The organism is Chloracidobacterium sp., from assembly GCA_016715795.1.
Taxonomy (GTDB): Bacteria; Acidobacteriota; Blastocatellia; order Pyrinomonadales; family Pyrinomonadaceae; genus OLB17.
In genome coordinates, this window is record JADJXP010000002.1 from 905,057 (window position 1) to 930,349 (window position 25,293).

The 25,293-nt window shown below is 55.4% G+C and carries 24 protein-coding genes and 2 tRNA genes; 18 read left to right on the forward strand and 8 right to left on the reverse strand.

Annotation, left to right across the window (positions count from 1 at the left end):
• Positions 1-20 precede the first annotated feature (20 nt).
• From IPM59_09060 to IPM59_09070, 3 genes are all read right to left on the reverse strand, one after another.
• The gene (locus tag IPM59_09060; protein ID MBK9215739.1) at positions 21-485 is read right to left on the reverse strand and encodes a biopolymer transporter ExbD; all 465 of its coding nucleotides are present in this window, start codon (positions 483-485) and stop codon (positions 21-23) included.
• A 63-nt stretch (positions 486-548) separates the two neighbouring features.
• The gene (pabB, locus tag IPM59_09065) at positions 549-1,448 is read right to left on the reverse strand and encodes an aminodeoxychorismate synthase component I (protein ID MBK9215740.1); all 900 of its coding nucleotides are present in this window, start codon (positions 1,446-1,448) and stop codon (positions 549-551) included.
• Complete coding sequence (locus IPM59_09070; protein MBK9215741.1) at positions 1,397-1,861, reverse strand: hypothetical protein; 465 nt, start codon at positions 1,859-1,861, stop codon at positions 1,397-1,399. The genes pabB and IPM59_09070 overlap by 52 nt, the downstream gene beginning before the upstream one ends.
• 85 nt (positions 1,862-1,946) lie before the next feature.
• On the opposite strand from IPM59_09070, the gene IPM59_09075 reads away from it, so the two are divergent.
• Together IPM59_09075 and IPM59_09080 are read left to right on the forward strand one after the other, a co-directional pair.
• Positions 1,947-3,425, forward strand: coding sequence for an amino acid permease (locus tag IPM59_09075; protein MBK9215742.1), 1,479 nt, complete (start codon positions 1,947-1,949; stop codon positions 3,423-3,425).
• Positions 3,415-3,744, forward strand: coding sequence for a PilZ domain-containing protein (locus tag IPM59_09080; GenBank protein MBK9215743.1), 330 nt, complete (start codon positions 3,415-3,417; stop codon positions 3,742-3,744). The genes IPM59_09075 and IPM59_09080 overlap by 11 nt, the downstream gene beginning before the upstream one ends.
• On the opposite strand, the gene IPM59_09085 is transcribed toward IPM59_09080, so the two are convergent.
• Positions 3,741-5,237, reverse strand: a complete 1,497-nt coding sequence (locus IPM59_09085) for a UDP-N-acetylmuramoyl-L-alanyl-D-glutamate--2,6-diaminopimelate ligase (GenBank protein ID MBK9215744.1) — start codon at positions 5,235-5,237, stop codon at positions 3,741-3,743. The genes IPM59_09080 and IPM59_09085 overlap by 4 nt on opposite strands.
• A 96-nt stretch (positions 5,238-5,333) precedes the next feature.
• Between IPM59_09085 and IPM59_09090 the strand changes: the two genes are divergently transcribed.
• The 5 genes from IPM59_09090 (at position 5,334) to clpX (ending at position 9,248) form a co-directional block, all read left to right on the forward strand.
• The gene (locus tag IPM59_09090) at positions 5,334-5,597 is read left to right on the forward strand and encodes a hypothetical protein (GenBank protein MBK9215745.1); all 264 of its coding nucleotides are present in this window, start codon (positions 5,334-5,336) and stop codon (positions 5,595-5,597) included.
• 131 nt (positions 5,598-5,728) lie between these two features.
• Positions 5,729-5,813 (forward strand) — tRNA-Leu (locus tag IPM59_09095).
• A 92-nt stretch (positions 5,814-5,905) separates the two neighbouring features.
• Positions 5,906-7,297 carry a trigger factor gene (gene tig, locus IPM59_09100; GenBank protein ID MBK9215746.1) on the forward strand — a complete coding sequence of 464 codons (1,392 nt, stop codon included), beginning with the start codon at positions 5,906-5,908 and terminating at the stop codon, positions 7,295-7,297.
• Between the two features lie 116 nt (positions 7,298-7,413).
• The gene (gene clpP / locus IPM59_09105) at positions 7,414-8,007 is read left to right on the forward strand and encodes an ATP-dependent Clp endopeptidase proteolytic subunit ClpP (GenBank protein ID MBK9215747.1); all 594 of its coding nucleotides are present in this window, start codon (positions 7,414-7,416) and stop codon (positions 8,005-8,007) included.
• Positions 8,004-9,248 carry an ATP-dependent Clp protease ATP-binding subunit ClpX gene (clpX, locus tag IPM59_09110; GenBank protein MBK9215748.1) on the forward strand — a complete coding sequence of 415 codons (1,245 nt, stop codon included), beginning with the start codon at positions 8,004-8,006 and terminating at the stop codon, positions 9,246-9,248. Before clpP ends, clpX begins: the two co-directional genes overlap by 4 nt.
• Before the next feature lie 222 nt (positions 9,249-9,470).
• Here clpX and arsM read toward each other — a convergent pair whose 3' ends face one another.
• Positions 9,471-10,358 (reverse strand): arsenite methyltransferase, encoded by an 888-nt coding sequence (arsM, locus tag IPM59_09115; GenBank protein MBK9215749.1) that lies wholly within the window; start codon positions 10,356-10,358, stop codon positions 9,471-9,473.
• A 115-nt stretch (positions 10,359-10,473) separates the two neighbouring features.
• Between arsM and IPM59_09120 the strand changes: the two genes are divergently transcribed.
• On the forward strand, positions 10,474-10,860 hold the full coding sequence (locus IPM59_09120; GenBank protein ID MBK9215750.1) for a metalloregulator ArsR/SmtB family transcription factor: 387 nt from the start codon (positions 10,474-10,476) through the stop codon (positions 10,858-10,860).
• A 240-nt stretch (positions 10,861-11,100) separates the two neighbouring features.
• Here the strand turns inward: IPM59_09120 and IPM59_09125 are convergent, their stop codons facing one another.
• On the reverse strand, positions 11,101-13,260 hold the full coding sequence (locus IPM59_09125; GenBank protein MBK9215751.1) for a CHRD domain-containing protein: 2,160 nt from the start codon (positions 13,258-13,260) through the stop codon (positions 11,101-11,103).
• Positions 13,261-13,567: 307 nt separating this feature from the next.
• Between IPM59_09125 and lon the strand changes: the two genes are divergently transcribed.
• The 4 genes from lon to rho all read left to right on the forward strand — a co-directional run bounded on the left by lon (position 13,568) and on the right by rho (position 18,735).
• Entirely contained in the window at positions 13,568-15,991 is a 2,424-nt protein-coding gene (lon, locus tag IPM59_09130; protein MBK9215752.1) for an endopeptidase La, read from the forward strand.
• A gap of 15 nt (positions 15,992-16,006) precedes the next feature.
• Positions 16,007-16,447: a hypothetical protein gene (locus IPM59_09135; protein ID MBK9215753.1), complete on the forward strand. Its 441-nt coding sequence runs from the start codon at positions 16,007-16,009 to the stop codon at positions 16,445-16,447.
• Positions 16,444-17,040 (forward strand): YihA family ribosome biogenesis GTP-binding protein, encoded by a 597-nt coding sequence (locus IPM59_09140; protein ID MBK9215754.1) that lies wholly within the window; start codon positions 16,444-16,446, stop codon positions 17,038-17,040. Before IPM59_09135 ends, IPM59_09140 begins: the two co-directional genes overlap by 4 nt.
• Positions 17,041-17,325: 285 nt before the next feature.
• On the forward strand, positions 17,326-18,735 hold the full coding sequence (rho, locus tag IPM59_09145) for a transcription termination factor Rho (GenBank protein MBK9215755.1): 1,410 nt from the start codon (positions 17,326-17,328) through the stop codon (positions 18,733-18,735).
• Positions 18,736-18,779: 44 nt separating this feature from the next.
• Here rho and IPM59_09150 read toward each other — a convergent pair whose 3' ends face one another.
• Positions 18,780-20,171 (reverse strand): serine/threonine protein kinase, encoded by a 1,392-nt coding sequence (locus IPM59_09150; protein MBK9215756.1) that lies wholly within the window; start codon positions 20,169-20,171, stop codon positions 18,780-18,782.
• 303 nt (positions 20,172-20,474) lie between these two features.
• Between IPM59_09150 and IPM59_09155 the strand changes: the two genes are divergently transcribed.
• From IPM59_09155 to IPM59_09180, 6 genes are all read left to right on the forward strand, one after another.
• Positions 20,475-21,899 carry a glycogen synthase gene (locus tag IPM59_09155; GenBank protein MBK9215757.1) on the forward strand — a complete coding sequence of 475 codons (1,425 nt, stop codon included), beginning with the start codon at positions 20,475-20,477 and terminating at the stop codon, positions 21,897-21,899.
• Positions 21,900-21,952: 53 nt separating this feature from the next.
• Positions 21,953-22,201, forward strand: coding sequence for a toxin-antitoxin (TA) system antitoxin (locus IPM59_09160; GenBank protein ID MBK9215758.1), 249 nt, complete (start codon positions 21,953-21,955; stop codon positions 22,199-22,201).
• Positions 22,198-22,515 (forward strand): type II toxin-antitoxin system VapC family toxin, encoded by a 318-nt coding sequence (locus IPM59_09165; protein MBK9215759.1) that lies wholly within the window; start codon positions 22,198-22,200, stop codon positions 22,513-22,515. Before IPM59_09160 ends, IPM59_09165 begins: the two co-directional genes overlap by 4 nt.
• 79 nt (positions 22,516-22,594) lie before the next feature.
• Positions 22,595-23,932 (forward strand): adenylosuccinate synthase, encoded by a 1,338-nt coding sequence (locus tag IPM59_09170; protein MBK9215760.1) that lies wholly within the window; start codon positions 22,595-22,597, stop codon positions 23,930-23,932.
• A gap of 102 nt (positions 23,933-24,034) precedes the next feature.
• Positions 24,035-24,511, forward strand: coding sequence for a GNAT family N-acetyltransferase (locus IPM59_09175; protein ID MBK9215761.1), 477 nt, complete (start codon positions 24,035-24,037; stop codon positions 24,509-24,511).
• Positions 24,512-24,568: 57 nt separating this feature from the next.
• A tRNA-Lys gene (locus tag IPM59_09180) sits at positions 24,569-24,644 on the forward strand.
• A gap of 181 nt (positions 24,645-24,825) precedes the next feature.
• Here the strand turns inward: IPM59_09180 and IPM59_09185 are convergent.
• The gene (locus IPM59_09185; protein ID MBK9215762.1) at positions 24,826-25,113 is read right to left on the reverse strand and encodes a hypothetical protein; all 288 of its coding nucleotides are present in this window, start codon (positions 25,111-25,113) and stop codon (positions 24,826-24,828) included.
• Positions 25,114-25,293 lie beyond the last annotated feature (180 nt).

Genomic DNA, 25,293 nt, shown 5'->3' on the forward strand with positions numbered 1-25,293 from the left:
CAGCATCACCGCCTGAAGGCTTACTCTAACTTATCGATCTGCAGGCTGATGGGATAGGCTCCGGCTAGCTTTACGGCATCAACGACGCGTGCAACGCTCCCGTAGTCGAGGTCACGCGGGGCTTTGATAAAGACCGTCCGTTCGATGCGGTCGGTATGCGGCCGTTGCGGATCGTCAGCGAATGATTCGGACACGTCGCCATTCGCCACGCGTTCGGCAAACACAGCCCGCAGCCGTTTTACGAGCGAAGCCGTGTCGGAAGCCGTGCCGAGGCCGGTTTCACGATTGAGAGTAAGCGCGGCATTCCTGTCGATCTCGACGGCGAGGGTTTCGGGGTTGGGTTCGACATGTTCGGAAATGTCTGGGGGTTCAGCCGGTACGCGTGCCTTAAAGCTGCTTGGCTTGAGCGGTGCGACGACCATGAAGATGATGAGCAGGACCAGCAGGACGTCGATTAACGGCGTTACGTTTATCTCGGGTTTCAAATTCGGGTTCCTCCGTTGCGGCGTTCGAGAGGTTAGACACCGTAAGTAAGGAATTGTTCCCGCTTATGTGAATTTGCCGCCAATCGCGTTCATCAACGCCGTCGCCTTTGTGGCCGTCTCGTCCCACTCCTTTTCCGGCTCGCTGTCGATAACAATGCCGCCGCCGACGTTGAATGTTGCGGTGCCATCGCGAACGACCATCGTTCGGATCGCGACATTGAGGTCGAAGGTCGCAAGGTCGGCCGCCCAGTTTTCGGGCACGTAGTAACCTATCGCTCCCATCGACAGACCGCGATCTGCCGGTTCGATCTCGTCGATGATCTTCATCGTGCTGATCTTCGGGGCACCCGTGATCGAGCCGCACGGGAAAACGGCGCGGAGCAATGCCGAAATTGTCGTGTTCTCTCTCAACTGACCTTCGATGGTCGAGACGAGATGGAAAAATGTCGGATGTTCCTCGATCTCGCATAGTTTCGCGGCCGTTACGCTGCCAAATTCGCACACACGGCCGATGTCATTGCGGAGAAGATCGACGATCATTGTGTTCTCTGCACGATCTTTTTCGCTGGCAAGCAATTCTGAGCGAAGCGCCGCATCTGAGGCCGCATTTTTTCCTCGCGGGCGTGTGCCCTTGATCGGAGAGGTCGAGATGTGTCGGCCTTCGACCCGAATAAAGCGTTCCGGTGAAGCTGAAATGACGGTCGATCCTGGCCGGGTGATAAATGCCGAAAATGGGGCCGGATGATCGCGGCGGAGACGAGTGAATATCGTCTGCGGCGTTACGTCATCAGGCAACCGGGCCGTTAATTGCCGCGTGAGATTGGTTTGATATGTATTGCCGCAGCGGATCTGTTCATGGATGGCGTTGATCGCCTTTACGTACTCTACTTTTGTGACGTTCGATTTTACCCTTACGGACGAATTTGAAATCTCAAATTTGAGATCTGAGATATTCCCTCGCAAAGCAGGGCGTTGCGGCGGGCCAGATCGAAACCGTTGCCATGAAGCGTTGTTTTACCGATTCGATAATCATGGACGATAAGACTATCGAAAAGGGCCAAAAAAATGTCTGGTTCACTCGATGGATCGCAGCTTTCATTTGTCGTTCCGATATTCAGTAGTTTGCGGCCAAAGTCGTATGAGATCGTAAAGATCGCGGCGAGATCGCCACCCAGACGTTCCTCAAGGGCATGCAGTGTTGCCTCGACGTCTGTATCGTTCAACTCGATGAGTTCGACAGGGCAGACACCCGCGATCAGCAGGTGTGAATCGAGATAGCCGACGCCGCAACTGTCGAGAATGCATACCGTCTCGGTCTCAGAGAGCTTGAGCAGAGGTGAGACGAGTTCGTCGGCGGTGAGGTCGAGTTGGGGCACTCGCGAATTTTAGCACGGGCGAGGCGCGTTTCACTTCAGCGCGGTTTTCGCGTAAGATGATTCCGACCTCAACCCGATAGACAATATGGACCTCCAATCAAGCGAACGGCAAACCCTCATTCGCGGCCTCGGACTGATAGCGGCCGTCTCTGTGATCATCGGCAACGTGATCGGCACGGGCGTTTTTCTCAAGGCGCGGGTGATGACCTGCCATGTAGGCACGCCGGGCTGGGTCATTGCGGCGTGGATCGCGGCGGGCCTGTTGTCGCTGGCCGGTGCATTGACCTACGCTGAGTTGACCGCGATGAAGCCGGAAGCTGCCGGGCCGTATGCTTTTTTGCGTGACAGTTATGGCCGCCTGTCGAGTTTTCTATTCGGCTGGACGCGGATGTTCATTGCCAGCACGGGAGCGCAGGCCAGCGTCGCTGTTGTCTTTGCCATTGCACTGAATGACTACCTAAACGGAGCACTAAAGCAGACCCTGTTCCAAACGAGCATTTTTGGTTATCCGTATGAAGTAACTTCGCTGCAGATCATCGCTGTCGTCGTGATCGCGATCTTCACAACCCTTAATTGCTTGTCTGTAAGGATGAGCGGCCAGATAGCGACGTGGCTTACGATGATAAAGATCGGGCTCGTGCTGGGTGTCGCGTTTGGCGCGTTCCTTTTTGTGACGGGTGGTGGATTTGCCAACTTCTCGCTCGCAAACACGGGCGGAGCCTGTGAAGGCGTTGCCGCGGCGGTAAATGTCAGCTCGCCGGAATATACGTTTATCGCAGGCTTTGGCGCGGCGATGCTTGCGGCTCTCTGGGGTTACGACGGTTGGGACAATTTGTCGTTTGTCGCGGGCGAAGTTAAAGACCCGAACCGCAACATTCCGATCGCGATCATCGGCAGCGTTGTGGTCGTTATTGTCCTCTACGTGGTGGCGAATGCGGCCTACTATTACGTGCTCGATCCGACTGCGGTCGCCTCGGTCTCGAAAGACTCGACCGTAGCCAAGGTCGTCGTCAGCAAATTCTTCGGCGGCGATGCGCTAAGCCTTGCGACTGGCGTCGCAGTGGCTATTTTCACGATTGGCCTGATGCTGTCCAGCATCGGGACACTGCATACATCGATATTGAGCGCGTCTCGGCTGCCGTATGCGATGGCATCGGACCGGATGATGTTTGATAAGTTCGCAAAGGTGTCGGTGCAGGCCGTGCCTATCAACGGTGTGTTGTTCCAGGGCGTCTGGGCCAGCATTCTGGCCTTGTCAGGCTCATTCGATACGCTGACTGATTACGTGATATTCGGTTCGTGGATCTTCTACGCCCTCATAGCATCATCGATCTTCGTATTCCGGAGGAAATATCCTGACGCGCCGCGGCCCTACCGGGCCTGGGGCTATCCTCTCGTGCCTGTGATCTTTCTTCTTGTGGCGGGCTGGCTCCTGATAAACACGATGATGACGGCGCCGCAGAGTTCTTTCATCGGTATCGGATTGATACTTTTGGGATTGCCCGTCTATTACTACTTGAATAGTAAAGGCGCAGAAAGCACCGGTGAGGCTGATGCAGGATAGGCGAAGCGGTAACGAAAGAAGGGCATCGAATCGATTTCCGATCGAGGTGGATATCGAATGGGAGGCCGCAGGAACGCGCCAGTCGGGCACGATCAGCGATGTCAGCCTCGATGGGTGTTTTGTACTCGGTTCCGGCGAGGTCGGTGATGGCGACGCGGTCAAGATATTCGTCCCCTTAGCTGACGGAATGAAGGTTCAATTCGATGGCTCGGTCGCCAATCATGTATTTGAGATAGGATTTGGCGTGAGATTTTCGCCACTCAATACCGCTCAGAGGGAGCTGCTGATCAAGCTCGTCCAGGACGCGGAAAAGGCCTAGACTGTTTCTTCCCGTCGAGCGAGGGCCTCTAACGCGGCCTCGCGGTCATCAAAGTGGAATTTGTCGCTGCCGATCAGTTGATAGGTCTCATGGCCCTTGCCGGCGATGATGACCACGTCACCGGCCTGTGCCATAGCGACCGCGCGATTGATCGCCTCGCGTCGGTCTGATACAACCTCGTATTCCGGTGTTTTCTTACGGACACCGGCCTCGATCTCAGAGATTATCTTAAGCGGGTCCTCGTTTCGCGGGTTATCGGATGTGATGACCACCACGTCGCTCAATTCGCCCGCGACCTCACCCATCGGCCGACGCTTTGTCTTGTCACGATCGCCGCCGCAGCCAAACACGGTAATGATACGGCCGGTCGTCAGTTCGCGAGCGGTCTTTAACGTATTGAGCAACGCGTCGTCAGTATGGGCATAATCGACAACGACCGCAAAGTCACCCTCATGCGGCACACGTTCGAATCGGCCCGGCGCACCGACGCAGGTCGAGAGGCCGCTCTCGATCGCATCGAAATCGTAGCCGAGTGCGAGGGCGACAGCCGTCGCTGCCAACATATTGTAAACATGCGGCTTACCGACTAGCGGCGAAGTTATTCGCTGCGTTCCGGCTGACGTTTTGAGATCGAATGACGTCCCTCGCACCAGTGATACGACGATGTTATCGGCCGTGAGGTCGGCGTTTGTGTTCTGGGCAAATGTGGTCACGCGTTGGCCGTTTGCCCGTAACTCATCTGCGAGGGCGACGCCCCATTCATCGTCGATATTGATCACGCTCGCCTCAGGCGAATAACCGAGACGCCCGTCAAAGAGTTTCTTCTTGGCGTCAAAGTAGTTCTCCATCGTCTCGTGATAGTCGAGATGGTCACGCGTAAGATTCGTAAAAACGGCGATCTTGAACCGCAGCCAGTCGCAGCGATGCAGATCGATCGCCTGCGACGATGCTTCCATAACGGCCATCGTGCAGCCCGATCCAAGGGCAGAGCGGAGAAAGAGATTCGTGTCCGATGCCTCCGGTGTCGTGCGAACGGCCTCTTCGCTGGTCTTGCCGATGCGGTATTCGACGGTCGTGAGCATCGCAGGTTTGACGCCCGCCGCTTCAGCCAGGGCAAAGCAAAGATACGTCGTCGTCGTCTTGCCGTTTGTTCCCGTGATGCCGACAAGATCGAGATCGTGCGATGGATCGCCATACACGGCGGCCGCCGCACGTGCGAGGGCACTCCTGGCATCGGGAACCTTGAGCCACGCCCCGGCGAAATCGTCAGGCGCGTCAAATTCCGATATGACCCCGGCCGCGCCGCGACGCATCACATCATCAATAAAGCGATGTCCGTCAGATGTAGCTCCTCTGATGGCAACAAATAGCGCGCCATCGCCCGCCTGTCGCGAATCGTGGGTAACGTTGGTCGCCGACACGTCGAGCCCCCCAACCGCTGCCGCGCCGAGCGTCTCGGCGACCTGCCTGACTGTGATGTTCTGTGAACTCAAGGCGATATCTTGCGTGAATTATACATCCGCCGCTCGCTTTTCCACGAACATCGCGCCTTGAAATTCGTATATCTTTCAGGTCGGAGGTATACGCCTGTGAATATCATCAAACTCATTCTCGCTGCGATCGGGCTTGTTTTCGTGGGAATGCTGCTCCTCTGGGTGCTCGGATTCCTCTCGTCGATCATCTATTACGTTTTCTGGATCGGCCTCTTTGGCGTCCTCGCGTATGGCGGCTATCGGCTCTTCAAGCGAGCAGAAGCAAAAGTCTTAGGCAACGAACCACACGCCGGCATCGGCCCCGGTGCGGACATCCCGATGTCGTGGGACGAGTACGACAAGAAGTATCTGCACAAATAGTCAGAACCACCTGCGGTAGCGGGTGGTTTAACGTGCCCGAGCGACTTCCGGGACTAGCTTTGATTGCCAAAAAGCGGGCTGGGATGCTAATCTTCAACCACCCGCTATAGCAGGTGGTTCTGACTTGCGACGCCGAGGTGGCGAAATTGGCAGACGCACTAGACTTAGGATCTAGCGCCGCGAGGCGTGCAGGTTCGATTCCTGTCCTCGGCACCAAAATTCATTTGTCAGCGGTCGGTGGTCAGTTGTCAGCAACGGCCACCGATTTTTGTCAACCGACAACCTACTTGCTATCCTTGAACGCGTAGATGAAGAGTGAAGTAAAGGTCATTTCACCGACCCAAAAAGAGATACATTTGCAGATCGACGCCGACGCCGTAAGGGAGGCCTACGGCCGAGTGAGCCAGAAGTACGCTAAGCGAGCGAGCGTTCCGGGCTTTCGAAAGGGCCTGGTCCCGCTCGACGTGGTGCGCCTTCGTTTTAAGGAAGAGATCAAGAGCGATGTGCTGCAGGAGATCATCCCGCAGAAGGTCACTGACGCCATCCGCGAACATGGCCTGCACCCGCTGGCCGAGCCTGACCTGCATTTGGAGGATCACGAGACCGTCAAGGTCAACGGTTCAGAACCGCTCAAGCTGCACGTTCACGTCGAGGTGATGCCGGAGATACCTGAGCCGAACTATAAAGGCATTGAGGTAACACGACGGGTCAAACCGGTCGAGGACGGCGAGGTCGAAGACCTGATCGCCGAACGACTGCAAAGAGAAGCGGCGTTGATACCGGTCGAGGGCCGTGCGTCTCAGGTCGGTGACACGGTCATCGTTGACCTCGAAGGCCGGTTCGACGAGACGCCTGACGCCGAGCCGATCACTGCGACAGATCTCGAGATCGTCCTGGGTGACGAACTGATCGAGAGTTCGTTTACCGAGAATCTCGCCGGCGTTAAGCAGGACGAAGACAAGGAATTTACCGTTGCATATCCGGAATCATTCACGTCGCCCGCGCTGGCCGGGAAGACTGTCCATTATAAGGCCAAGGTCAAATCTGTCGGCGTATCCGAGGTGCCTGAACTCAACGACGAGTGGGCGACGAGCCTCGACGAAGGTTACAAGTCGCTCGCCGACCTCAGAAAGCGACTCAAAGCGGACTTGGCGAACGTGTCCGCGGCAGACGCGGATTCTCGGGTGCGAAACAACGCCGTCGCAAAATTGATCGAGGCGAATCCTTTCGAAGTGCCGAATACGCTGATCGAAACTCAGACAAGGAACCTGCTCAATGATTTTGCTCGCGACCTGCAGCAGCGTGGCGTTGACCTGAATCAGGTCGAGCAGAGCTTTATCGAGATGGCGTATTCAAACATGCGTCAGCAGGGCGAGCGTGACGTTCGCGGGGCGATATTGCTGGATAAGGTTGCAATGGCAGAAAACGTCGAGGTGTCGGACGATGAGGTCAATGCCGAGGTCGCTAAGATGGCGGAATACTACCGGACGACGCCCGAAGAGATGCGGTCACAGATAGAGAAACAAGGCGGAGGGATTGAAAACATCGGTAACAATCTGCGAACTCGAAAGTCCGTGGAGGCATTAATGGCTCATGCGAAAGTGACCGAGGGCGATTGGATCGATGAAGCGGCTGCCGCGGCCGTGCCGGCCGGCAAACCGAAAAAGAAGCCGGCGGCGAAGAAAGCCGCGAAAAAGTAACTTGCAAAATGGGATAAAAGGTGTAAAATCATTTCGCATATATGGCAATCGCCATATTTTCAACAACTTATCCCGGCATAATTCAAGCGTTACGTAAACTCTGAGAGAGAAAACATATGGCTTTAGTCCCAATGGTTGTCGAGCAGACCTCACGCGGCGAGCGTGCGTTTGACATCTACTCACGGCTGCTGAAAGACAGCATCATCTTCATCGGAACGCCGATCGACGATCAGATAGCCAACCTGATAGTCGCACAACTCTTATTTCTCGAGGCCGAAGACCCCGAACGCGACATCAATCTGTATATCAATTCGCCCGGCGGCGTGATCACCGCGGGTATGGCCATCTACGACACGATGCAGTTCATCAAGAATGATGTGACGACCATCTGTGTCGGCCAATGCGCTTCGATGGCGGCATTATTGTTGTGTGCCGGATCAAAAGGCAAGCGGTTTGCCTTGCCGAATGCTCGCGTGCTGATCCACCAGCCATCGGGCGGCGCGCAGGGACAGGCTACGGATGTGCGTATCATGGCCGAAGAGATACTTCGTATGCGTGAACAAACCTCGACGATCATTGCAAAGCACAGCGGCCAATCATTCGAGCAGGTTGAGAAGGACGTTGAACGCGACCGCATTCTTACCGCCAAGCAGGCGAAAGACTATGGCCTGATCGATGAGGTGATCGAACACAGGGAAGCAGCCAAATGAGCAATTTTCGCGGCCCAGAGGAATTACTTACATGCTCCTTCTGCGGGAAATCGCAGAATGACGTCCGCAAGCTGATCGCCGGGCCGGGCGTCTATGTGTGCAATGAGTGCATCGACATCTGCAACGAGATAATCAATGATGACGAGCAGACGGCGAGCTCGGCGGTCCGGACAAGCCTTCCAAAACCCGATCAGATCAAGGCCTTTTTGGACGAATATGTCGTAGGGCAGGAAGAGTCAAAGAAGCGGCTTTCGGTAGCGGTCTATCAGCATTACAAGCGGCTGGAGCTTGCAAAGCGAAAGGGCGATGTCGAACTCCAGAAATCAAATATCCTGCTCATCGGCCCGACCGGAACTGGAAAGACACTGCTCGCACAGACGCTTGCCCGCCAACTTAGCGTGCCGTTCTGCATCGTGGACGCGACCAGCCTGACGGAAGCAGGCTACGTCGGTGAAGATGTTGAGAATATCCTATTTCGGCTAGTGCAGGCCGCAGGCGGCGAACTCGAAAAAGCCCAGCAGGGCATCATTTATATCGACGAGATCGACAAGATATGCCGCAAGGACGACAATCCGTCGATAACGAGAGATGTGTCGGGTGAGGGCGTTCAGCAGGCCCTATTGAAGATACTTGAGGGTACGATCGCCAACGTGCCGACCGCCGGCGGCCGAAAGCATCCGCAGCAGGATTTTCAGCAGTTGGATACGACGAACATCCTGTTCATCTGCGGCGGAGCCTTTATTGGGCTTGAAAAGGTCGTTGAGAAGCGGCTGCGTGCCAAATCACTCGGCTTTCAGGCAGAGGTCAAGAGTACCAAGCAGCGCGCCGCTGACGCGATCAGCAAGCTCGAACCGGAAGATCTCATCCATTACGGCCTGATCCCGGAATTCGTTGGCCGTCTGCCCGTGATCGGAACGCTGCGAGAGCTTGATGCCGAGGCGTTGATGACGATCCTCACTGAGCCAAAAAATGCCCTGATCAAGCAGTATCAGCGGAAATTTGAGTTCGACAACATCAGCCTCAAATTCACCGACGGGGCACTTCACGCTATCGCGGAAGCGGCCCACAAACGCAAAGTCGGTGCCCGCGGCCTGATGATGATCCTCGAGGAAGTCTTGCTCGATTCAATGTATGTCCTGCCGTCGCAAAAACAGGTCAACGAGATCATCGTCACCAAAGAGATGATCGAGCGCAAAGTACCTGTTTTTGAGGTCGTCAACCGAACGGAAGAGGCCGCCTAGTTAGAGCGTTCATTGCCTCACAGCACATTGTAAACCACTTGTACTTGCCGCTCACCTTATCGTGCCGGATCACGAATACTTCCCAATCGTGTGCAAACAGGTCGTTGTTGGTGTCCGGAGTACCGGGGCAAGGGCTGCTAGGTTCGCAGCCCTTGCCGGTCCGGGTAAACATCTTATCTCTGAGTCTCATCCGGCTATTGTTTTTGTCCATATCGATAGGGATCACGCGGCATTTTTCACCGCGAATACGCGAACGCTGGCCGCGTAATCGTTTACGTTGTATCGCGTGAGGAGTTCAGCGAGCCGATTCGCGGCCGGGTCGGCAGACATCGCATCGGCCGGCGAACAGCAGCCTCCGACATTTGCGACCTGGTTTGGCGACGGTGAACAGCAGGCCACCTGATCCTCGATCTTTGCGTAGCTATTCAAGTCCGAGCCTGTCTCGATGACTTGCACATCGGAGAAGCCTGCTTCGATCAGCCCGCGCTTGTATTCATCGATCTGGATCGCACCGGCGATGCACCCGACATAGGCCATAATGTCCTCGCCCAGTTCCGCGGGGAGAGGCTGCTTGAGAGCAATATCGCTTACGGCGACCCTGCCTCCGGGCTTAAGGACGCGGGCGATCTCGCGAAACACAGCCTGCTTGTCCGGAGCAAGATTAATGACGCAGTTGCTCAGGATACAATCGACCGAACCGTCAGCAAGCGGCAGGTCGTCAATATTTCCCAAACGAAACTCGACGTTGTCGTACCCATCGCCTCCATTCGCTTTCGCCGCGTTGCGGCGGGCAAGGTCGATCATTTCCGGCGTCATGTCGATGCCGATGGCCCGTCCGGACGGCCCGACCTTTTGCGCGGCTAGGAACACATCGAGGCCGCCGCCTGAGCCGAGGTCTACGACCACCTCGCCTGTTCTCAAATTTGCCGTCGCTGTCGGATTTCCGCACGAGAGCCCCATATTGGCCTCGGCCGGTATCGACGCGAGCTGCTCGGGCGTGTAGCCGAATGCTTCGGCCACGGCCATGACCCCTGGATTTTCGCTGGAAAGGTCGCTTACTGCGACCGAACCGTATCTTGAGCGGATTGCTTGTTCAATATTTTCTGACATAATGACTCACCTCTTTTGATAATCAATTACGCATATCCGTAATTGTCAATAAGACAATAGCCCCTCTGAATAATTATGTCAAGCCATAAATGTAGTGTGATAGAATATTTCTCGTATGGGTGTGAAGAACGGATTTAACGCGGAACTCTTCTTCTCGGCATTGGCCGACCGCACGCGGCTCAGATTATTGAACCTGATGCGTGACGGCGAGGTGTGCGTGTGCTTCTTTGCCGGAGCGTTAGGGACTAATAATCCGAAGATCTCGCGGCACCTGGCGTATCTAAAACGCGCCTTGCTGGTAAACGCCCGCCGGGACGGGAAGTGGATGCACTATTCGATCCGCCGGCCTGAGGACAAGCAGGCCGGTGAGGTATTCGATGCGACGATGAAGATGCTCGAAGGTGACGAGGAGATGAAGCGCGACAGGTCTCTGTTCAGTGCTTTCTGCTGTTCACCTGCGGCTCCGGTGATGATCGCCGGACGGCAGAAAGTGAAGGAGTGAAAAGGTGAAAAGGCGAAAAAGTGAAAAAGGCCGCCGGATGGATCCGGCGGCCTTCCTGGTTTGCGGCCTCGCCGCTCTATTTGCGGAAAAGCTGTGCTTTTCCGAAAGTGCTTACTAAATTCTCGCGGCTACGCCGCCGCTTCGGTTACCGGAGCGGCGGCATAGCCGCGATAAGTTTGAGAACTGACGGCGAAGCAGAGCTTCGCCGCAAATAGAGCGGCACAGCCGCAAGACCGACCTTTACGGCGCGTATACGCTGTTCAACGGGCTGTCGGTTGGCAATCCGAACTGCAACGCAGAGAATGCTCCATTCGAGCTGCTCAGGATGTACCAGTGTCCGTTTGACGGGCGATAGACGGCTATATCGGTGATGCCGTCGCCGTTGAATTCGCACGCGACCGGTATGTCGCCTGGAGCGCCGAATTGACGGGCCAGCAATCCCGTTCCCGAACTACGGTTGATATACCAGATGCCGGTCGACGGCCGATAGACAGCGATGTCGGTCGTGCCGTCACCATCGAAGTCGCCCGAGACCGGACGGTCGCCGGCCATGCCCCACTGCATCACAGTAAAGCCGCCGTTCGAGCTTGGCCTTATGTACCAGGTGCCGTTTGACGGGCGGAAGACGGCCAGATCGTTAATGCCGTCGCCGTCGAAATCGCCCGACAAGGGGCGGTCGCCCTCGGTGCCCCATTGACGGACAATGAACCCGCCATCACGGCTGCTCATTACATACCACTGGCCGTTAGACGGGCGGAATACGGCGAGATCTGAAAGGCCATCGCCGTCATGGTCACCGACAACCGGAATGTCGCCGGCCTGTCCCCACGAAATCTCCGTGATGGTGCCGGTCTCGCTCCGGCGTATCTGCCAGACGCCGCTCGATGGGGTGAACAGGGCGATGTCTGCCACTGCGTCGCCGTCGTAATCACCTTGGACATTGATATCGCCCGGACGGCCGATAGATATGGACGAGATGGTGTTATCACCGCTATTAAGCAGATACCATACGTTTGCCGCGTTGTCAGGAGCATCCGTGACGGTGCGCATAATGCCGATATCGGAAGCTCCATCGCCATTGAAGTCGCTGCGGTGATTGGCGGATAAAATTTGCCCGCGGATCTCACCGTCAGGGTTATTGACGGTCGCGACGTTGAAGTACCACAGGCCCGCACGCAGCTCGGCTAGTTGGGCCGCCGTTATGTCAAAAAACTGGACAAAACCATTCGTTCCTGGCGTCGGGGCGGGGCCGTTGGCCAGCGTGAAGATCACCGGTCCGTTCTCGCCCGCCGCCGCAGGGCCGTTGATAGTGCGGGATGTGATCGCGCTCGACAGATTATGCTGCGTGAGCCGTACGGCTATTCGCATTGTGTTTGCCGGCGACGTTGGGGCAAGATTCACAAATCCCATTCCCCGTCCGGGTGTCGTGACCGGCGGGACGACGCTGTTGCCGGTGAGATTGGCACGAAACGTTCGCGGCGGGTGCGGCGTTCCGGTCGGTGTCGGCGAGGCAGTCGGCGTGGGATTAGGCGACGGCGGGACGTTTGAGAATGTCCCGGACAGCCGCGTTACGTTGCCGGTGCGCACCTCTATCGTCGAGCCATTCGTGACGACCGGGCACAGCACAGGCGTTGGTGCATTGCCGCATGCCCATTGTCCGCCTCGGTTATGCAGCGGAAATCCGCCGACAGGATTCCCGTCAACGACTACCTGCATCGGAGTGTTCTCGGGAAGATTCACGTATGAGACCCAAACATTCATCGACCTAAAGCCGAGATTCGTTCCGCCCGCAGGGCCGCCAGAGTGATACGCGGCCATCCCGCGCGGGGTGATGCCGTCGATCGGCGGACCCGTCAGTTCGGCCCATAGGTGCACCGGCGGGACAGGTGAGCCCGGAGGTGTCGGTGATACGCCGGGCGTCGGTGAATGTGGAGGTGTCGGTGAATGCGGCGGGCCGAATATTCCCGCCAACAGGACCGCATTTCCGTTCCTGACAGAGACGTGGTCGCCGGCGATAACGGTCGGGACGGTTCCGCCGTTCGCGGTCGTCAAAAAGAGCCTCCAAGCATTTGACGCCGGCCCTGTCCGGGCCATCGCACCGATGTCCGTGTTATTCAAGAAAACGCGATAGGGCGTCGACGGCTGCGGGTTCAGGTTGAACGCATCGACGCGCAAGACGCGGTCGGCTGCATTCGTCGGTCCGTAGAATGCCGAGCCCCAAAGGATACCCGGCCCCGGAGACACCAGCGTCGCGGTCAAAGAGGGAACGGTTCCGACCTGGGCCTGCGTCCGTGTTGTCACAGCGTCAAGCACGGCAGGGGCGGTGGCCCAGAGAGTGACGGCACCGAGAAGCGCGCTGATAAATAGCGTTCTGCGAAAATGATCGGAAAGACGTGTCATAAACTGCTCTTCTCCCTTATTACGACTGGTTCCCCTTGTAGCTTAGACGGACAGGACCGTGACAAAGACGAAAACTTTTTCGCGCGAATCATAGCGCAGTTCTGCATCCGCTACAACCGCAAAACCGTCCTCCAAATTCTAGAATCGCGCCTTAAATCGTCCTTTAATACACGGCAGAGAAGAGACCACTTTTTTCATGCAAATATCGCTGTTGCTTTTGGCCGGTGATTTTGCGTAAATAGATTTATTCCGATAACCCGACGGGGCCGCAATCGCGCCATGCGAGGCGGGACGTTCCCAATTCTATATGCAGGAATTTACAGACCAGAGGCCAGCCGACATCGAGCGTTTTCCAATGGTGCCGATCCGGGACGTGGTCATCTTTCCCTTCACAAAAGTCGCATTCAAGATCGGCCGCTCGTCCTCGGTCAAGGCACTTGAGCAGGCGATGGCCGGCGAGCGGCAGATCTTCCTTGCTACGCAGCACGACGCGTCGATCGATGAGCCGACGGCGGATGATGTCTTTGCAATCGGCACGCTCGGGCGGATATTACAGGCGCAGCGGCTGGACAACGGCCAGATCAAGGTCGTAGTAGAAGGGCAGGTGCGCGGCCGCACGGTCCGCACTGAGCAAGAGTCAGATGGGATGTTCTATGCCTACGTTCGACGGATCGGCGGCACGGACGATTCCGGCTATAAGACCGATGGTCTCCTGCAAAAGGTACACGGCCTCGTCGAGCAGTTTTTGCGGATGTCGCCGGACGCGTATTCCGACGCCTTGCACGCCAGCCTTCGTGGGACGACGGCCGGACAGATCGCTGACTCGATGGCATCGCATCTTAAGATCGACGTTGACGAAAAACAGGACCTGCTCGAGACGGTGTCGGTCCACGACCGTCTGCAGAAACTGACCGAATACCTCGAGGCGGAGATCGAGAAACGCCAGCTTGACCGCAATATTCACGCACGCACCAAGAAGCAGATGGACAAGCACCAGCGTGAGTATTACCTGAATGAGCAGATCAAGGCCATTCACAAGGAACTCGGCCGTAAGGACGAGAAGGCCGAGCTCGAGGACCTTAAGCATAAGATCGAGAACGCCGGCATGACCGACGAAGCGGTGGAAAAGGCGATGCAGGAGTTTGCTCGACTTGAAGCGATGCCGCCGATGTCAGCCGAGGGCACTGTGTCGCGGACATATCTCGATTGGCTCATAAATGTTCCGTGGCAGGAGCGAACCGACGAGCTTGATGATCTCGGCGAGGCCGAAAAGATACTCAACGAGGACCATTATGGACTGGAGAAGATAAAGGAACGCATTCTGGAATTCCTCGCTGTCCGGCAGCTCGTTAAGAACCCAAAGGGAACGATCCTGTGCTTCGTGGGTGCTCCGGGCGTCGGTAAAACGTCACTCGGCAAATCGATCGCTCGTGCGACAGGGCGCAAGTTCGTCCGGCTCGCCCTTGGCGGCGTTCATGACGAGGCAGAGATCAGAGGGCATCGCCGCACATATATCGGCTCGATGCCGGGGCAGATAATCCAGTTAATGAAGCGTGCGGGCACGACAAATCCCGTGATGCTGCTGGATGAGGTAGATAAGCTCGGACGCGATTTTCGCGGCGATCCGTCCGCAGCGTTGCTTGAGGTGCTCGATCCGGAGCAAAACTCGGCCTTTCGCGACCATTACCTCGACATCGATTACGATCTGTCGCATGTTTTCTTTATTGCGACGGCGAACGTGCTGCACACGATACCGCCGGCGCTGCAGGACAGGCTCGAAATACTGAATCTCTCGGGCTATACCGAGCGAGAGAAGGTCGAGATCGCAAAGAGGCATCTCATCTCAAAACAGTGCGATAACAGCGGTGTTGACTGCAGCCGCGTGACGTTTACCGATGACGGCATTCTCGAGATCATCCGCCATTACACACGTGAGGCGGGCGTTCGCAATCTCGAACGCGAGATAGGCTCGTGTCTCAGGAAGATCGCGCGACAGTTCGTTGCGGCCGAGACCAAGGACGATTTCCGCGTGGTCATCGACGCCGAGAAGGTGCAGGAGCTGCTCGGCACTATCAGATTCCGCAAACAGGATATAGCGCGAACGAGTGAGATCGGCTTGGTCAACGGCCTTGCGTGGACCGAGGTCGGCGGCGACGTTCTGCAGGTTGAGGCGACGTTGGTCAAAGGCAAAGGCGACGTCACGCTGACCGGCAAGCTCGGCGAGGTCATGCAGGAATCGGCGAAGGCCGCGTTGACGTGTGTCCGTACGAGAGCTGAGGAATTGGGTATCGATCCGGCTGACTTTAAGGAAAAAGACCTGCACATACACGTGCCGGAGGGAGCTATCCCAAAGGATGGCCCGTCGGCCGGCATAACAATGGCGACGGCGATGGTGTCCGCCCTGACACGAAAGCGGGCGCGGCACGACGTGGCGATGACGGGCGAGATAACGCTCCGCGGCAAGGTGCTGCCTATCGGGGGCGTGAAGGAAAAACTGCTGGCTGCCCATCGTTTTGGGCTCAAGACGCTCATCTTGTCCAAAGAGAATGAAAAGGACCTGGCAGACGTGCCCGAAGAGGTCCGAGATGACCTGACGATCCACGTTGTCGACACCATCGATGAAGTGCTCAAATTCGCTATCGAGCCGGACATTGATTCCGAGAAACTGGATACACCACAGGTCTGGAATCCGGACGCGCCGTCTTCCGAGATCGGCGCCGCCATCGAATAACGCAGGAGTGCCCTAATGAACCGAAAAGCATCAGCCGAACTGATAATGAAGCTCTATGACCTTCGCCGCGAAGAGAAAATGCGCGAGGCTCGGGCATGGTTCGTTTCTTTTTTTCCCGAGAGTGCCGAAGACATCCTGAAAGTGATGATCGATGCCGAAACGAGCGCGAAATACCGAATGGTCTCGACCTATTGGGACATGGCGGCGAGCTTTGTTAATCGCGGAGCGATCGATGAGGATATGTTCTTTGATTCGGCCGGCGAGATATGGGTCGTGTTCTCAAAGATACAGCCATACGTCGCTCAAATGCGTGAGACGCTCGGCAACCCAAACTATCTCAAGCACCTCGACGATCTCGTGATGCGCCAGCCAAACGCCCTCGATACGCTCGCTCAGCGTCGCGAGATGATGAAACGCTGGATGGAGGCGCGCGCAGAGATGGCAAAGTCGGGGTGAAGATCACGTCTGCCGAATTCGTTTACAGCGCATTCGAGCGCTCACACTGGCGACACGACGGCCGGCCGGAGATAGCATTTCTAGGCCGTTCGAATGTTGGAAAATCGTCGCTCATAAACTCGCTGCTCCAACGAAAGGGCCTCGCCCGCACGTCGAATACGCCGGGACGCACGCAGAGCATTAATTTCTTTCTCATCAATAGCGAATTCTATTTCGCCGATCTGCCGGGCTACGGTTACGCGAAGGTCTCAAAGACGATGCGGAGCGATTGGGGCAATATGGCAGAGGAGTATCTGGCCGAACGGGACGAGCTTCGGCTGTGTGTCCAGCTTATCGATTCGCGACACAAGCCAACGGCGCTCGACCTGCAATTGAATGAATGGCTTTGCCATTACCATAAGCCGCATCTGGTAGTGGCGACAAAGGCGGACAAGCTGTCGAATAACGAATTGCGACATTCGCTCGCCGAGGCGGGCAAGGTGCTTAAAGGCGTCAAGATCATCGCGTATTCATCGCAGACGGGTCGCGGACGTGATGATGTTTGGGCGGAGTTGCAGGCCGCATTAAGAGATGGCCACGAATGCACGAATTAAAGAGACAAGATGCTGCCAAAGTTAGTTTTTTATTCGTGCATTCGTGGCTGATCGGAAAAAGTTGATTTTTTGGTTGCTTTTATCGGCGCAATGGTGTAAATATTTAGACAATCCCTTTAGTTCAGGGTTTCTCGAGGGCCAAAGGGTCCGTTTCACGGCATACTACATACGATCCGTACGATTTTCTCCGCCTCTTAATACATTGTCCTATCTGTCGCGTAGATGCGCGGGAAAATCACAAATCCTTAAGAATGTTCAAATGAAGGGCTGCCTTCCAACTTAATCATGGCAACAAAATCAACACAGGGCCGCCGATCAAAGGCTGCCGAGGCCGACGTCGAGATCACTAGCGACGCCGAGATCGAAACTCCCGCAACCGATGATTCCGAAGCTCCGCCTGCTGCTAAATCCAACGGCAAGGCTGGTGCAGAGGACGCAAAGCTCGACCTCGCCGGGCTCAAGGACATGTCTATCAGCGAGTTGACGCACATCGCAAAAGAGATGGGCATCGAGGGCGCGACGGGGCTGCGCAAGCAGGAGCTGATTTTCAAGGTCCTCGCGGCACAGACCGAAAAGAGCGGCCTTATCTTTAGTGAAGGTGTGCTCGAGACGCTGCCTGACGGCTTTGGCTTCCTGCGTGCTCCGGAATACAACTATCTGCCGGGGCCCGACGATATCTACGTCTCGCCGTCACAAATACGAAAATTTGACCTGCGCACCGGCGACACGGTTTCGGGACAGATCCGTCCACCAAAAGAAGGTGAGCGTTACTTCGCACTCATCAAGGTGGAGGCGATCAACTTTGAGGCGCCTGAGCAGTCGCGAGAGAAGGTATTCTTTGACAATCTCACGCCGCTCTATCCTGACGAGCAGCTCAATATGGAGATCGACAGCGATCCCGCACGGATCGCAGCGCGTGTAATCGATTTAGTCACGCCTATAGGCAAAGGCCAGCGCGCCGTGATCGTCGCTCCGCCGCGAACCGGTAAGACGATGCTGCTGCAGACGATCGCAAACTCCGTGACGGAAAATCATCCTGAGGTCGTCTTGATCGTCCTGCTGATCGATGAGCGTCCTGAGGAGGTCACCGACATGCAGCGCACTGTCAAGGGCGAGGTCATCTCATCGACATTTGACGAGCCGCCGACGCGCCATGTGCAGGTCGCCGATATGGTCATCGAAAAGGCAAAACGCCTGGTCGAGCATAAACGCGACGTCGTGATCCTACTCGATTCGATCACTCGTCTCGCACGAGCTCACAATGCGGTAGTGCCGCCATCGGGGAAGATCCTCTCCGGCGGTATCGATTCAAACGCGCTGCAGCGTCCGAAGCGGTTCTTTGGCGCGGCCCGCAATATTGAGGAAGGCGGGAGTTTGACGATCATCGCCACCGCACTGATCGACACGGGCTCGCGCATGGACGACGTGATCTTTGAGGAATTTAAGGGAACAGGTAACTCCGAGATCTACCTCGACCGCAAGCTTTCGGACAAACGCCTCTATCCGGCGATCGACCTGCAGCGTTCGGGAACACGTAAAGAGGAACTCCTTATCGACAAGGAAAACCTCAACCGCATCTGGGTAATGCGCCGCGTGCTTAACCCGCTCTCGCCCGTCGAGCAGATGGAAGTCGTCCTCGAACGTCTCGGCAAGACCAAGACGAACGCGGAGTTTCTGGCGTCGATGCAGAGTTAAAAAAGAAGGGAATAGAGCTTTTAGGATAGTGAGTATGTGAATATCTACCTAATTGTCGGGAAAACGTTGCTGTTTGGTCTGTAAACACTATCCTTGGCGTTTCGCACGCCTTGTGAATATCCGGTCAACCTTCCGCCTTCGTATGATCTGTCCGGGTACTGCTTTTCATCAGGACATGTAATGTTCGAGTTCACCCCGGTGTCTTTTACCGAATTGTAACCCGCGTTCCAGCCGTCAATGAATCCGCGACAGAACGGCGATACACGAACGTTTGTGGCGCCAGTACCGTTAGAGGCAACCTGGGTGTTGTCCTTGGCCTCGGGCCACAAAGCCACCACAACTATTACGAGGCCGAGCAGGAATAAAGCAGCGACGCCGATGACAAAGGGTTGGCGAATCAAGGTAGTTCGCCAATGGCTGGAACTAACGGGGAGCGGCCGCGTGGATTGTGGCTCCAAGGGAAAATTAGTTCTTATCTTAGTTGCTACCGAGACGTCCCCAGCCGGAAATTGCAGGCGAGCGCCGGAGTCAGGCCGCAATACGGTCTCCTCGATATTTCGGATGTCCTCCTCTAATCTTGGATTGCTGATCTTGTCCGAATCCAGAATCTCCGTCTTTTGGTCCGACCGATTCTCGACAACGGGCTCTACTAGTCTCGACAGTTCATCAGCCATCGAGATTGCCGACGCGTAACGATTTTCTGGCAGTTTTTGCAGTGCCTTGTTGACAATTCTTACGATATTCCCGGGAATATTTCGAGGCAGTGGCGCGAAATCTTTCGTCATCACCGCGAACATTCTCTCGCTCGGATGTTCTTGTGGAAATGGCAGCTTACCTGTCAACAACTGATAAAGAACAACACCGACCGACCAAATGTCAGTTTGCACCGTGCGTTTTCCATCGAACGCCTCCGGCGACATATAGGCGTAGGTTCCAATAATCGTTGAACTAACGCCTGTCGTTTGCATCGCACGCGAAATTCCAAAATCGGCAAGTCGGGGCGTGTCACCTTGTATTAGGATGTTCTCAGGTTTGATATCACGATGGATGATTCGTTTGCGATGGAGATATTCAAGGCCGTGGAGTATTCCTAATGTTATCTCCACCGATTTTGCAATCGGAATGGATTTTCCGCCTTTGAGCTTATCGGCAAGAGAGCCACCGTCTGCATATTCGCTTACCATCACAACCTGCCCGTCGTAAACGTCTGCGTCGATGATCGGCAGGACGTTCGGATGGCCGCTGGCCTCTTCCCACAGCATTGCTTCGCGGCTGATCGCGTCAAAATTGACCTGTTCATCGTGCGGGAGCTTGACGGCGACGCGTTTAGTGAGGAATTGTGACTTTTTCTCGGCGAGCCAGACCTCGCCAAAGCCACCCTTGCCGAGCTTTGACACGAGCGCATACGGCCCGATCTGCTGTCCTTCACGAAACATTGTTACGTCAGAGTATCTATTTGATAGCCTTTGCAACGGGAAATGTCAAGAAAAACCTTGACTGGACGGGTCTTATGTGGTATAGTGTTGCACAAATATGACAGAGCAGAACACGAATCTGTTTTTTTGCGCGAAATTCGTGGAACACGCTAACAATATGCCTGTAAGCTCAATCAGGACAATATTTACAGCGTTCCGCTCAGGGTGGAACACGGGCGGAACGCGGCCGGAACACCAGACAGACATGGAACGGCGATTTGACGCGAAAATCGGCTCAGGGTCTACTATTAAACGGCCAACACTATGCGTGTAGCAGTAATATCCTCGGAGGCGGTTCCTTACTCCAAGACCGGCGGTCTTGGCGACGTGGCGGGAGCTTTGCCAAAGGCGCTCAAGCAGATCGGCGTCGATTCGATGCTGATCACGCCGTGCTATTGGCAGACGAAAGGCGAATACCTCTGGGAAACGGCCATCGACGACCTTTGGGTGACCTGGCGAGGGCAGGCGGTGAGGGCCAAGGCGTTTTACAGCGAGGCGAATGGGTCGCCAACATTCCTGATCGACTATCCGCCGCTGTTTCACCGCGATTCGATCTACGGTTACAGGGAAGACTACGAGCGTTTTGCCTTCTTTTGCCATGCCGTATTGGCCCTGATCGAACGTCTCGGCCCGGCTCCTGACATCATCCATCTCAACGACTGGCACACGGGATTTGCGGCCGTGGAATTTGCTCTTAGGCGACGGGTTCAGCCGTATTGGCAGCGAAGCCGGACGGTATTTTCGATCCACAACATGGCGTATCAGGGCGGTTTCGGATTGGGCGAATTGCCGAGTTTAGGTTTTACTTCAAGTGCGGCGACAAATGCATTTACTTTCAACGGTTACGCATCTGCAATGAAAGCGGGACTTGAAGTATCTGACATGCTCTCGACCGTCTCAAAACGGTATGCGCACGAGATTCAAACGAGCGAATTCGGTCATGGCTTGGAGTGGCTGACCCGACAGCGCTCGAACCGGCTGATCGGCATCACAAACGGCGTCGATTACGAGGTTTGGAACCCTGAAACGGATACGGAATTGCCCGCTCATTTCTCGATGGACGATATGTTGGGCAAAGTCGAGTGTAAACGGCACCTGCTTGAGCAGTTTTCACTGCCGGTCGAGCTTGACAGGCCCATTTTTGCGAGTGTAACGCGACTCACGGGCCAAAAAGGGGTCGAGCTGATCAAACAGGGCGCGGGCGATATTTTGGCGGCGGGCGGCTTTTTTATCGCGTTGGGATCCGGCGAGCGCGATGCCGAGCGCTTCCTGCAGGCGTTGCGCGACTATTCGCCTTCACGGGTCGGCGTGTATATCGGCTATAATGAGTCATTGGCACATCTGATCGAGGCCGGCGCAGATATGTTCCTGATGCCGTCAAAGTTCGAGCCGTGCGGGCTAAACCAAATGTATTCATTGAGATACGGCACTGTTCCGATCGTCCGTGCCGTCGGCGGCCTCGATGACACGGTCCAAAATTGGGACGCCGTTACGCAAACCGGCAACGGCTTCAAATTCGGCCCGTACAGGGCCGAAAAGCTGCTCGAAAAGATCTATGAGGCTCGATTTGCCTATGAGGATAAGCAAGCGTGGGCAAGAATTCAACGAAACGGAATGTCAATAGACAATTCGTGGGAAAACGCGGCACGGAACTATGTAAGGCTTTACGATTTTACTCTACACGGCTAGAGTTCATGACCGTGCTATATTCAAGCTTGAGAAGCTCGACAAGAGGATTTAGTATGCCAATCCAAACCGTCAATATTGATAAGGTTGATCAGCAACTGGCCGAGTTGCTTTCTATCGCCCGAGAAAAAGGTGAGATTCAAATCGTGCAAAACGGGGAACCGCTCGGTCTCCTCGAATCAGTTGCCCCACCAGAGAAGAAGAAAAAACGCGTTGCAGGCTTGCATGAAGGGAACATTATTTTCATGGCCGAGGACTTCGATGCGCCTTTGCCGGACGAGTTTTGGCTGGGAGAAGACTCTTGAAGATATTGCTCGACACCCATTGCCTTCTTTGGTGGGACGACCAAACCACCAAGTTGTCTAAGACGGCGCTGTCCGCATTGGAGGACGAGAATAATACCCTGTATATTAGCGACGCCAGCATTTGGGAACTGCAGATCAAATCGCAGTTAGGCAAGATCGGCTTGCGTACAACGATCGAGGAGTTGATAACGGACCAAACCCGGGATAACGGGGCCAGGATACTGCACATCGACACAGACCATATTCTCGGTTTACAAAAGCTTCCGTTTCACCACAAAGACCCTTTCGACCGGCTACTGGCTTCTCAGGCGTAGATAGAAGCTCTTACATTGGTGAGCGTCGATACGATCTTCGATGCTTACGGCGTGACACGGCTGTGGTGACAAAGTCTTTATGATCATAGTGATTATCGGTGCCCAGTGGGGCGATGAAGGCAAGGGAAAGGTCGTTGACCTGCTTGCTGATAGATTTGATATCGTGTCTCGGTATCAGGGCGGGCACAACGCCGGACACAGTGTGTATGTGGGTGATAAAGCGTTTGTTCTCAGGCTTTTGCCGTCGGGGATCATTCACGAAGACAAGACGTGCGTGCTCGGCAACGGCATGGTGATCGATCCGAAGGCGTTCTTTGAAGAGGTCGATCAGATAACTGAAAAGGGAATTTCGGTCTCGCCGGAACGGTTGAAAGTTTCGTCGCGAGCGCACCTGATAATGCCGTACCACCGGGCCCTTGACCACACGTCCGAGGAGCGGCTCGGCAACGAAAAGATCGGCACTACGCTGCGCGGCATCGGCCCGGCGTATGAGGACAAGGCAGGCCGGCGCGGAATTCGCGTTGCCGACGCGATGTCGCCCGACATCCTAAAGCTCCGCGTCGAGCGCAATCTGGAGGAAGCCAACAGAATAGTCGTACTTTACGGCAACCAGCCGCTGCGGGCGGATGAGATCCTAGCCGAACTCGAACCGTTGGTCGAACGGCTGCGGCCATTTGTGTGCGAGACGTCACATTTTCTCGCCGAGGCCCGTAAGTCTAATAAAAAAATATTGCTGGAAGGTGCCCAGGCGACGCTTCTCGACGTCGATCACGGCACGTATCCGTATGTCACGTCGTCCAATCCGACCGCCGGCGGTGCGTCGGTCGGTGCGGGAATTCCGCCGCATCATATCAGCGGCGTGCTCGGAATTGTCCGGACTTACGCGACGCGTGTCGGCGAAGGCCCGTTTCCGACAGAGATGATCGAGGGCGAGGCCGAGATGGCCGACGTCATTCGCGAACGTGGCCGCGAATACGGCTCCGTGACCAAACGCCCGCGCCGCTGCGGCTGGTTCGACGCCGTAGCGACGCGCTACGCGGCCGAACTGAACGGTTTCGATTCCGTCGCCCTCACCAAACTCGACGTGCTCGACACCCTCGACGAGATCAAGGTCTGTGTCGCTTACGAGATAAACGGCAAATGTGTCGATACGTTTCCCGCCGTTTCGAGCGACCTGAGACAGATCAAGCCGGTTTACGAGACGCTGCCCGGCTGGGTGACGGAAACGCTGGGCACGACCGAGTTTGAAAAGTTGCCAGGGAACGCACGTAAGTACGTACAATTCCTCTCCAGCCAGATCGGCGTCGAGATCGGCCTGATATCCACAGGCCCAGAACGCGATCAGACGATCATAATTCGCAATTCTACGATGGAAGGCTGGTTTCAGTCAGAACCACCTGCGGTAGCGGGTGGTTGAACGTGGTCATGGACAAGCCTTGCGATCGCGACGGCTTGGTACGTTTTGTCGAGCTGAATCTGGCGTTGGTTCAACCACCCGCTACCGCAGGTGGTTCTGACTATGAGCATTGAGATAATCGAATTCGAAGACAAATGGGCGGCGGATTTTGCCGCCCTTAACTACGAGTGGATCGAGCGATACTTCACGGTCGAACGCCATGACCGTGAGATCCTCGACAATCCCCGTCAATACGTCCTCGATCCCGGCGGCGAGATCTTCATGGCCGTCGCCGACGGCGTCGCGGCAGGGACGGTTGCGATGATACCGGCGGGCAATGGCGTCGTGGAATTGACCAAAATGGCGGTTTCGCCCGGATTTCACCGGTTGGGCATCGCCGACATGCTGATGGACCGCTGCATCCTATTCGCTCGCGAGGCGGGCTACGCGACCATCTTCCTCGAAACCCATTCCAGCCTCGCCCCGGCCGTTGCGCTCTACCTCAAACACGGCTTTGTCCAAACCCCGACTGACCCGAATTCCGAATACGCCCGCGCCGACGTGAGAATGGAGCTTGCCTTAGCAGACACCAATCTGTAAAATCTTGCATTCGGCAAAGGTGCCTTCACTCATGTGCGGGCTACCGACACGCCGCGTGGTCCGATAGCTCAGTTGGTAGAGCAAATGGCTTTTAACCATTGGGTCCCAGGTTCGAGTCCTGGTCGGATCACCAATATAATCAATAAGTTAAGGCGTCCAAGTTGGACGCCTTTTCATTTAATCTAACTATTATCTAACTATTCCAAACCTATTTCACTCGTCAATTACTTCTTGAGAGGAATAGTCATGGCCGTTGTACTTGTTTAGGTTTGCATCAAATCAAGCCCGACATAGCTTCTTTCTTCTTGACGGCGCTATGCTTTTAATCTAGGTCGTCGAGGGCGAGGCTTCAACCCGCGCATCATCTCAAAGGTGAGGATCACTAGACGAGAACCGTCACGTTGAAGGGGAGTAATCCTTCCCTGGCTAATGCGATGTCTCACCGTATCGTCAGATATTCCCAACGCCTCGCAAGCTTCCTTTTGCTTGACAGCGATAACAGAATTGAATGGATGGAAATGATCTTCCAGTTTTTCATCTAACAACGCCCCCAGAGTCTCAACGAGTTCTTCCTTCGGGATTAGAATAAATTTGTCATCCATGTGTTTTGCTCCTTTGGAATTTCAAAGTGCAAAACGCGTGCCTCGGCATAGATCACTCTCGGATGCCTGTAAATACGAGACCTCTACAAATAACAGTGGATAGTTTTAGGTTTTAGCTGGAGCATTTTTGCACCACTTTTCTTTCAAATGGTGCATTTTTCATCCATAGAGAATAATTTT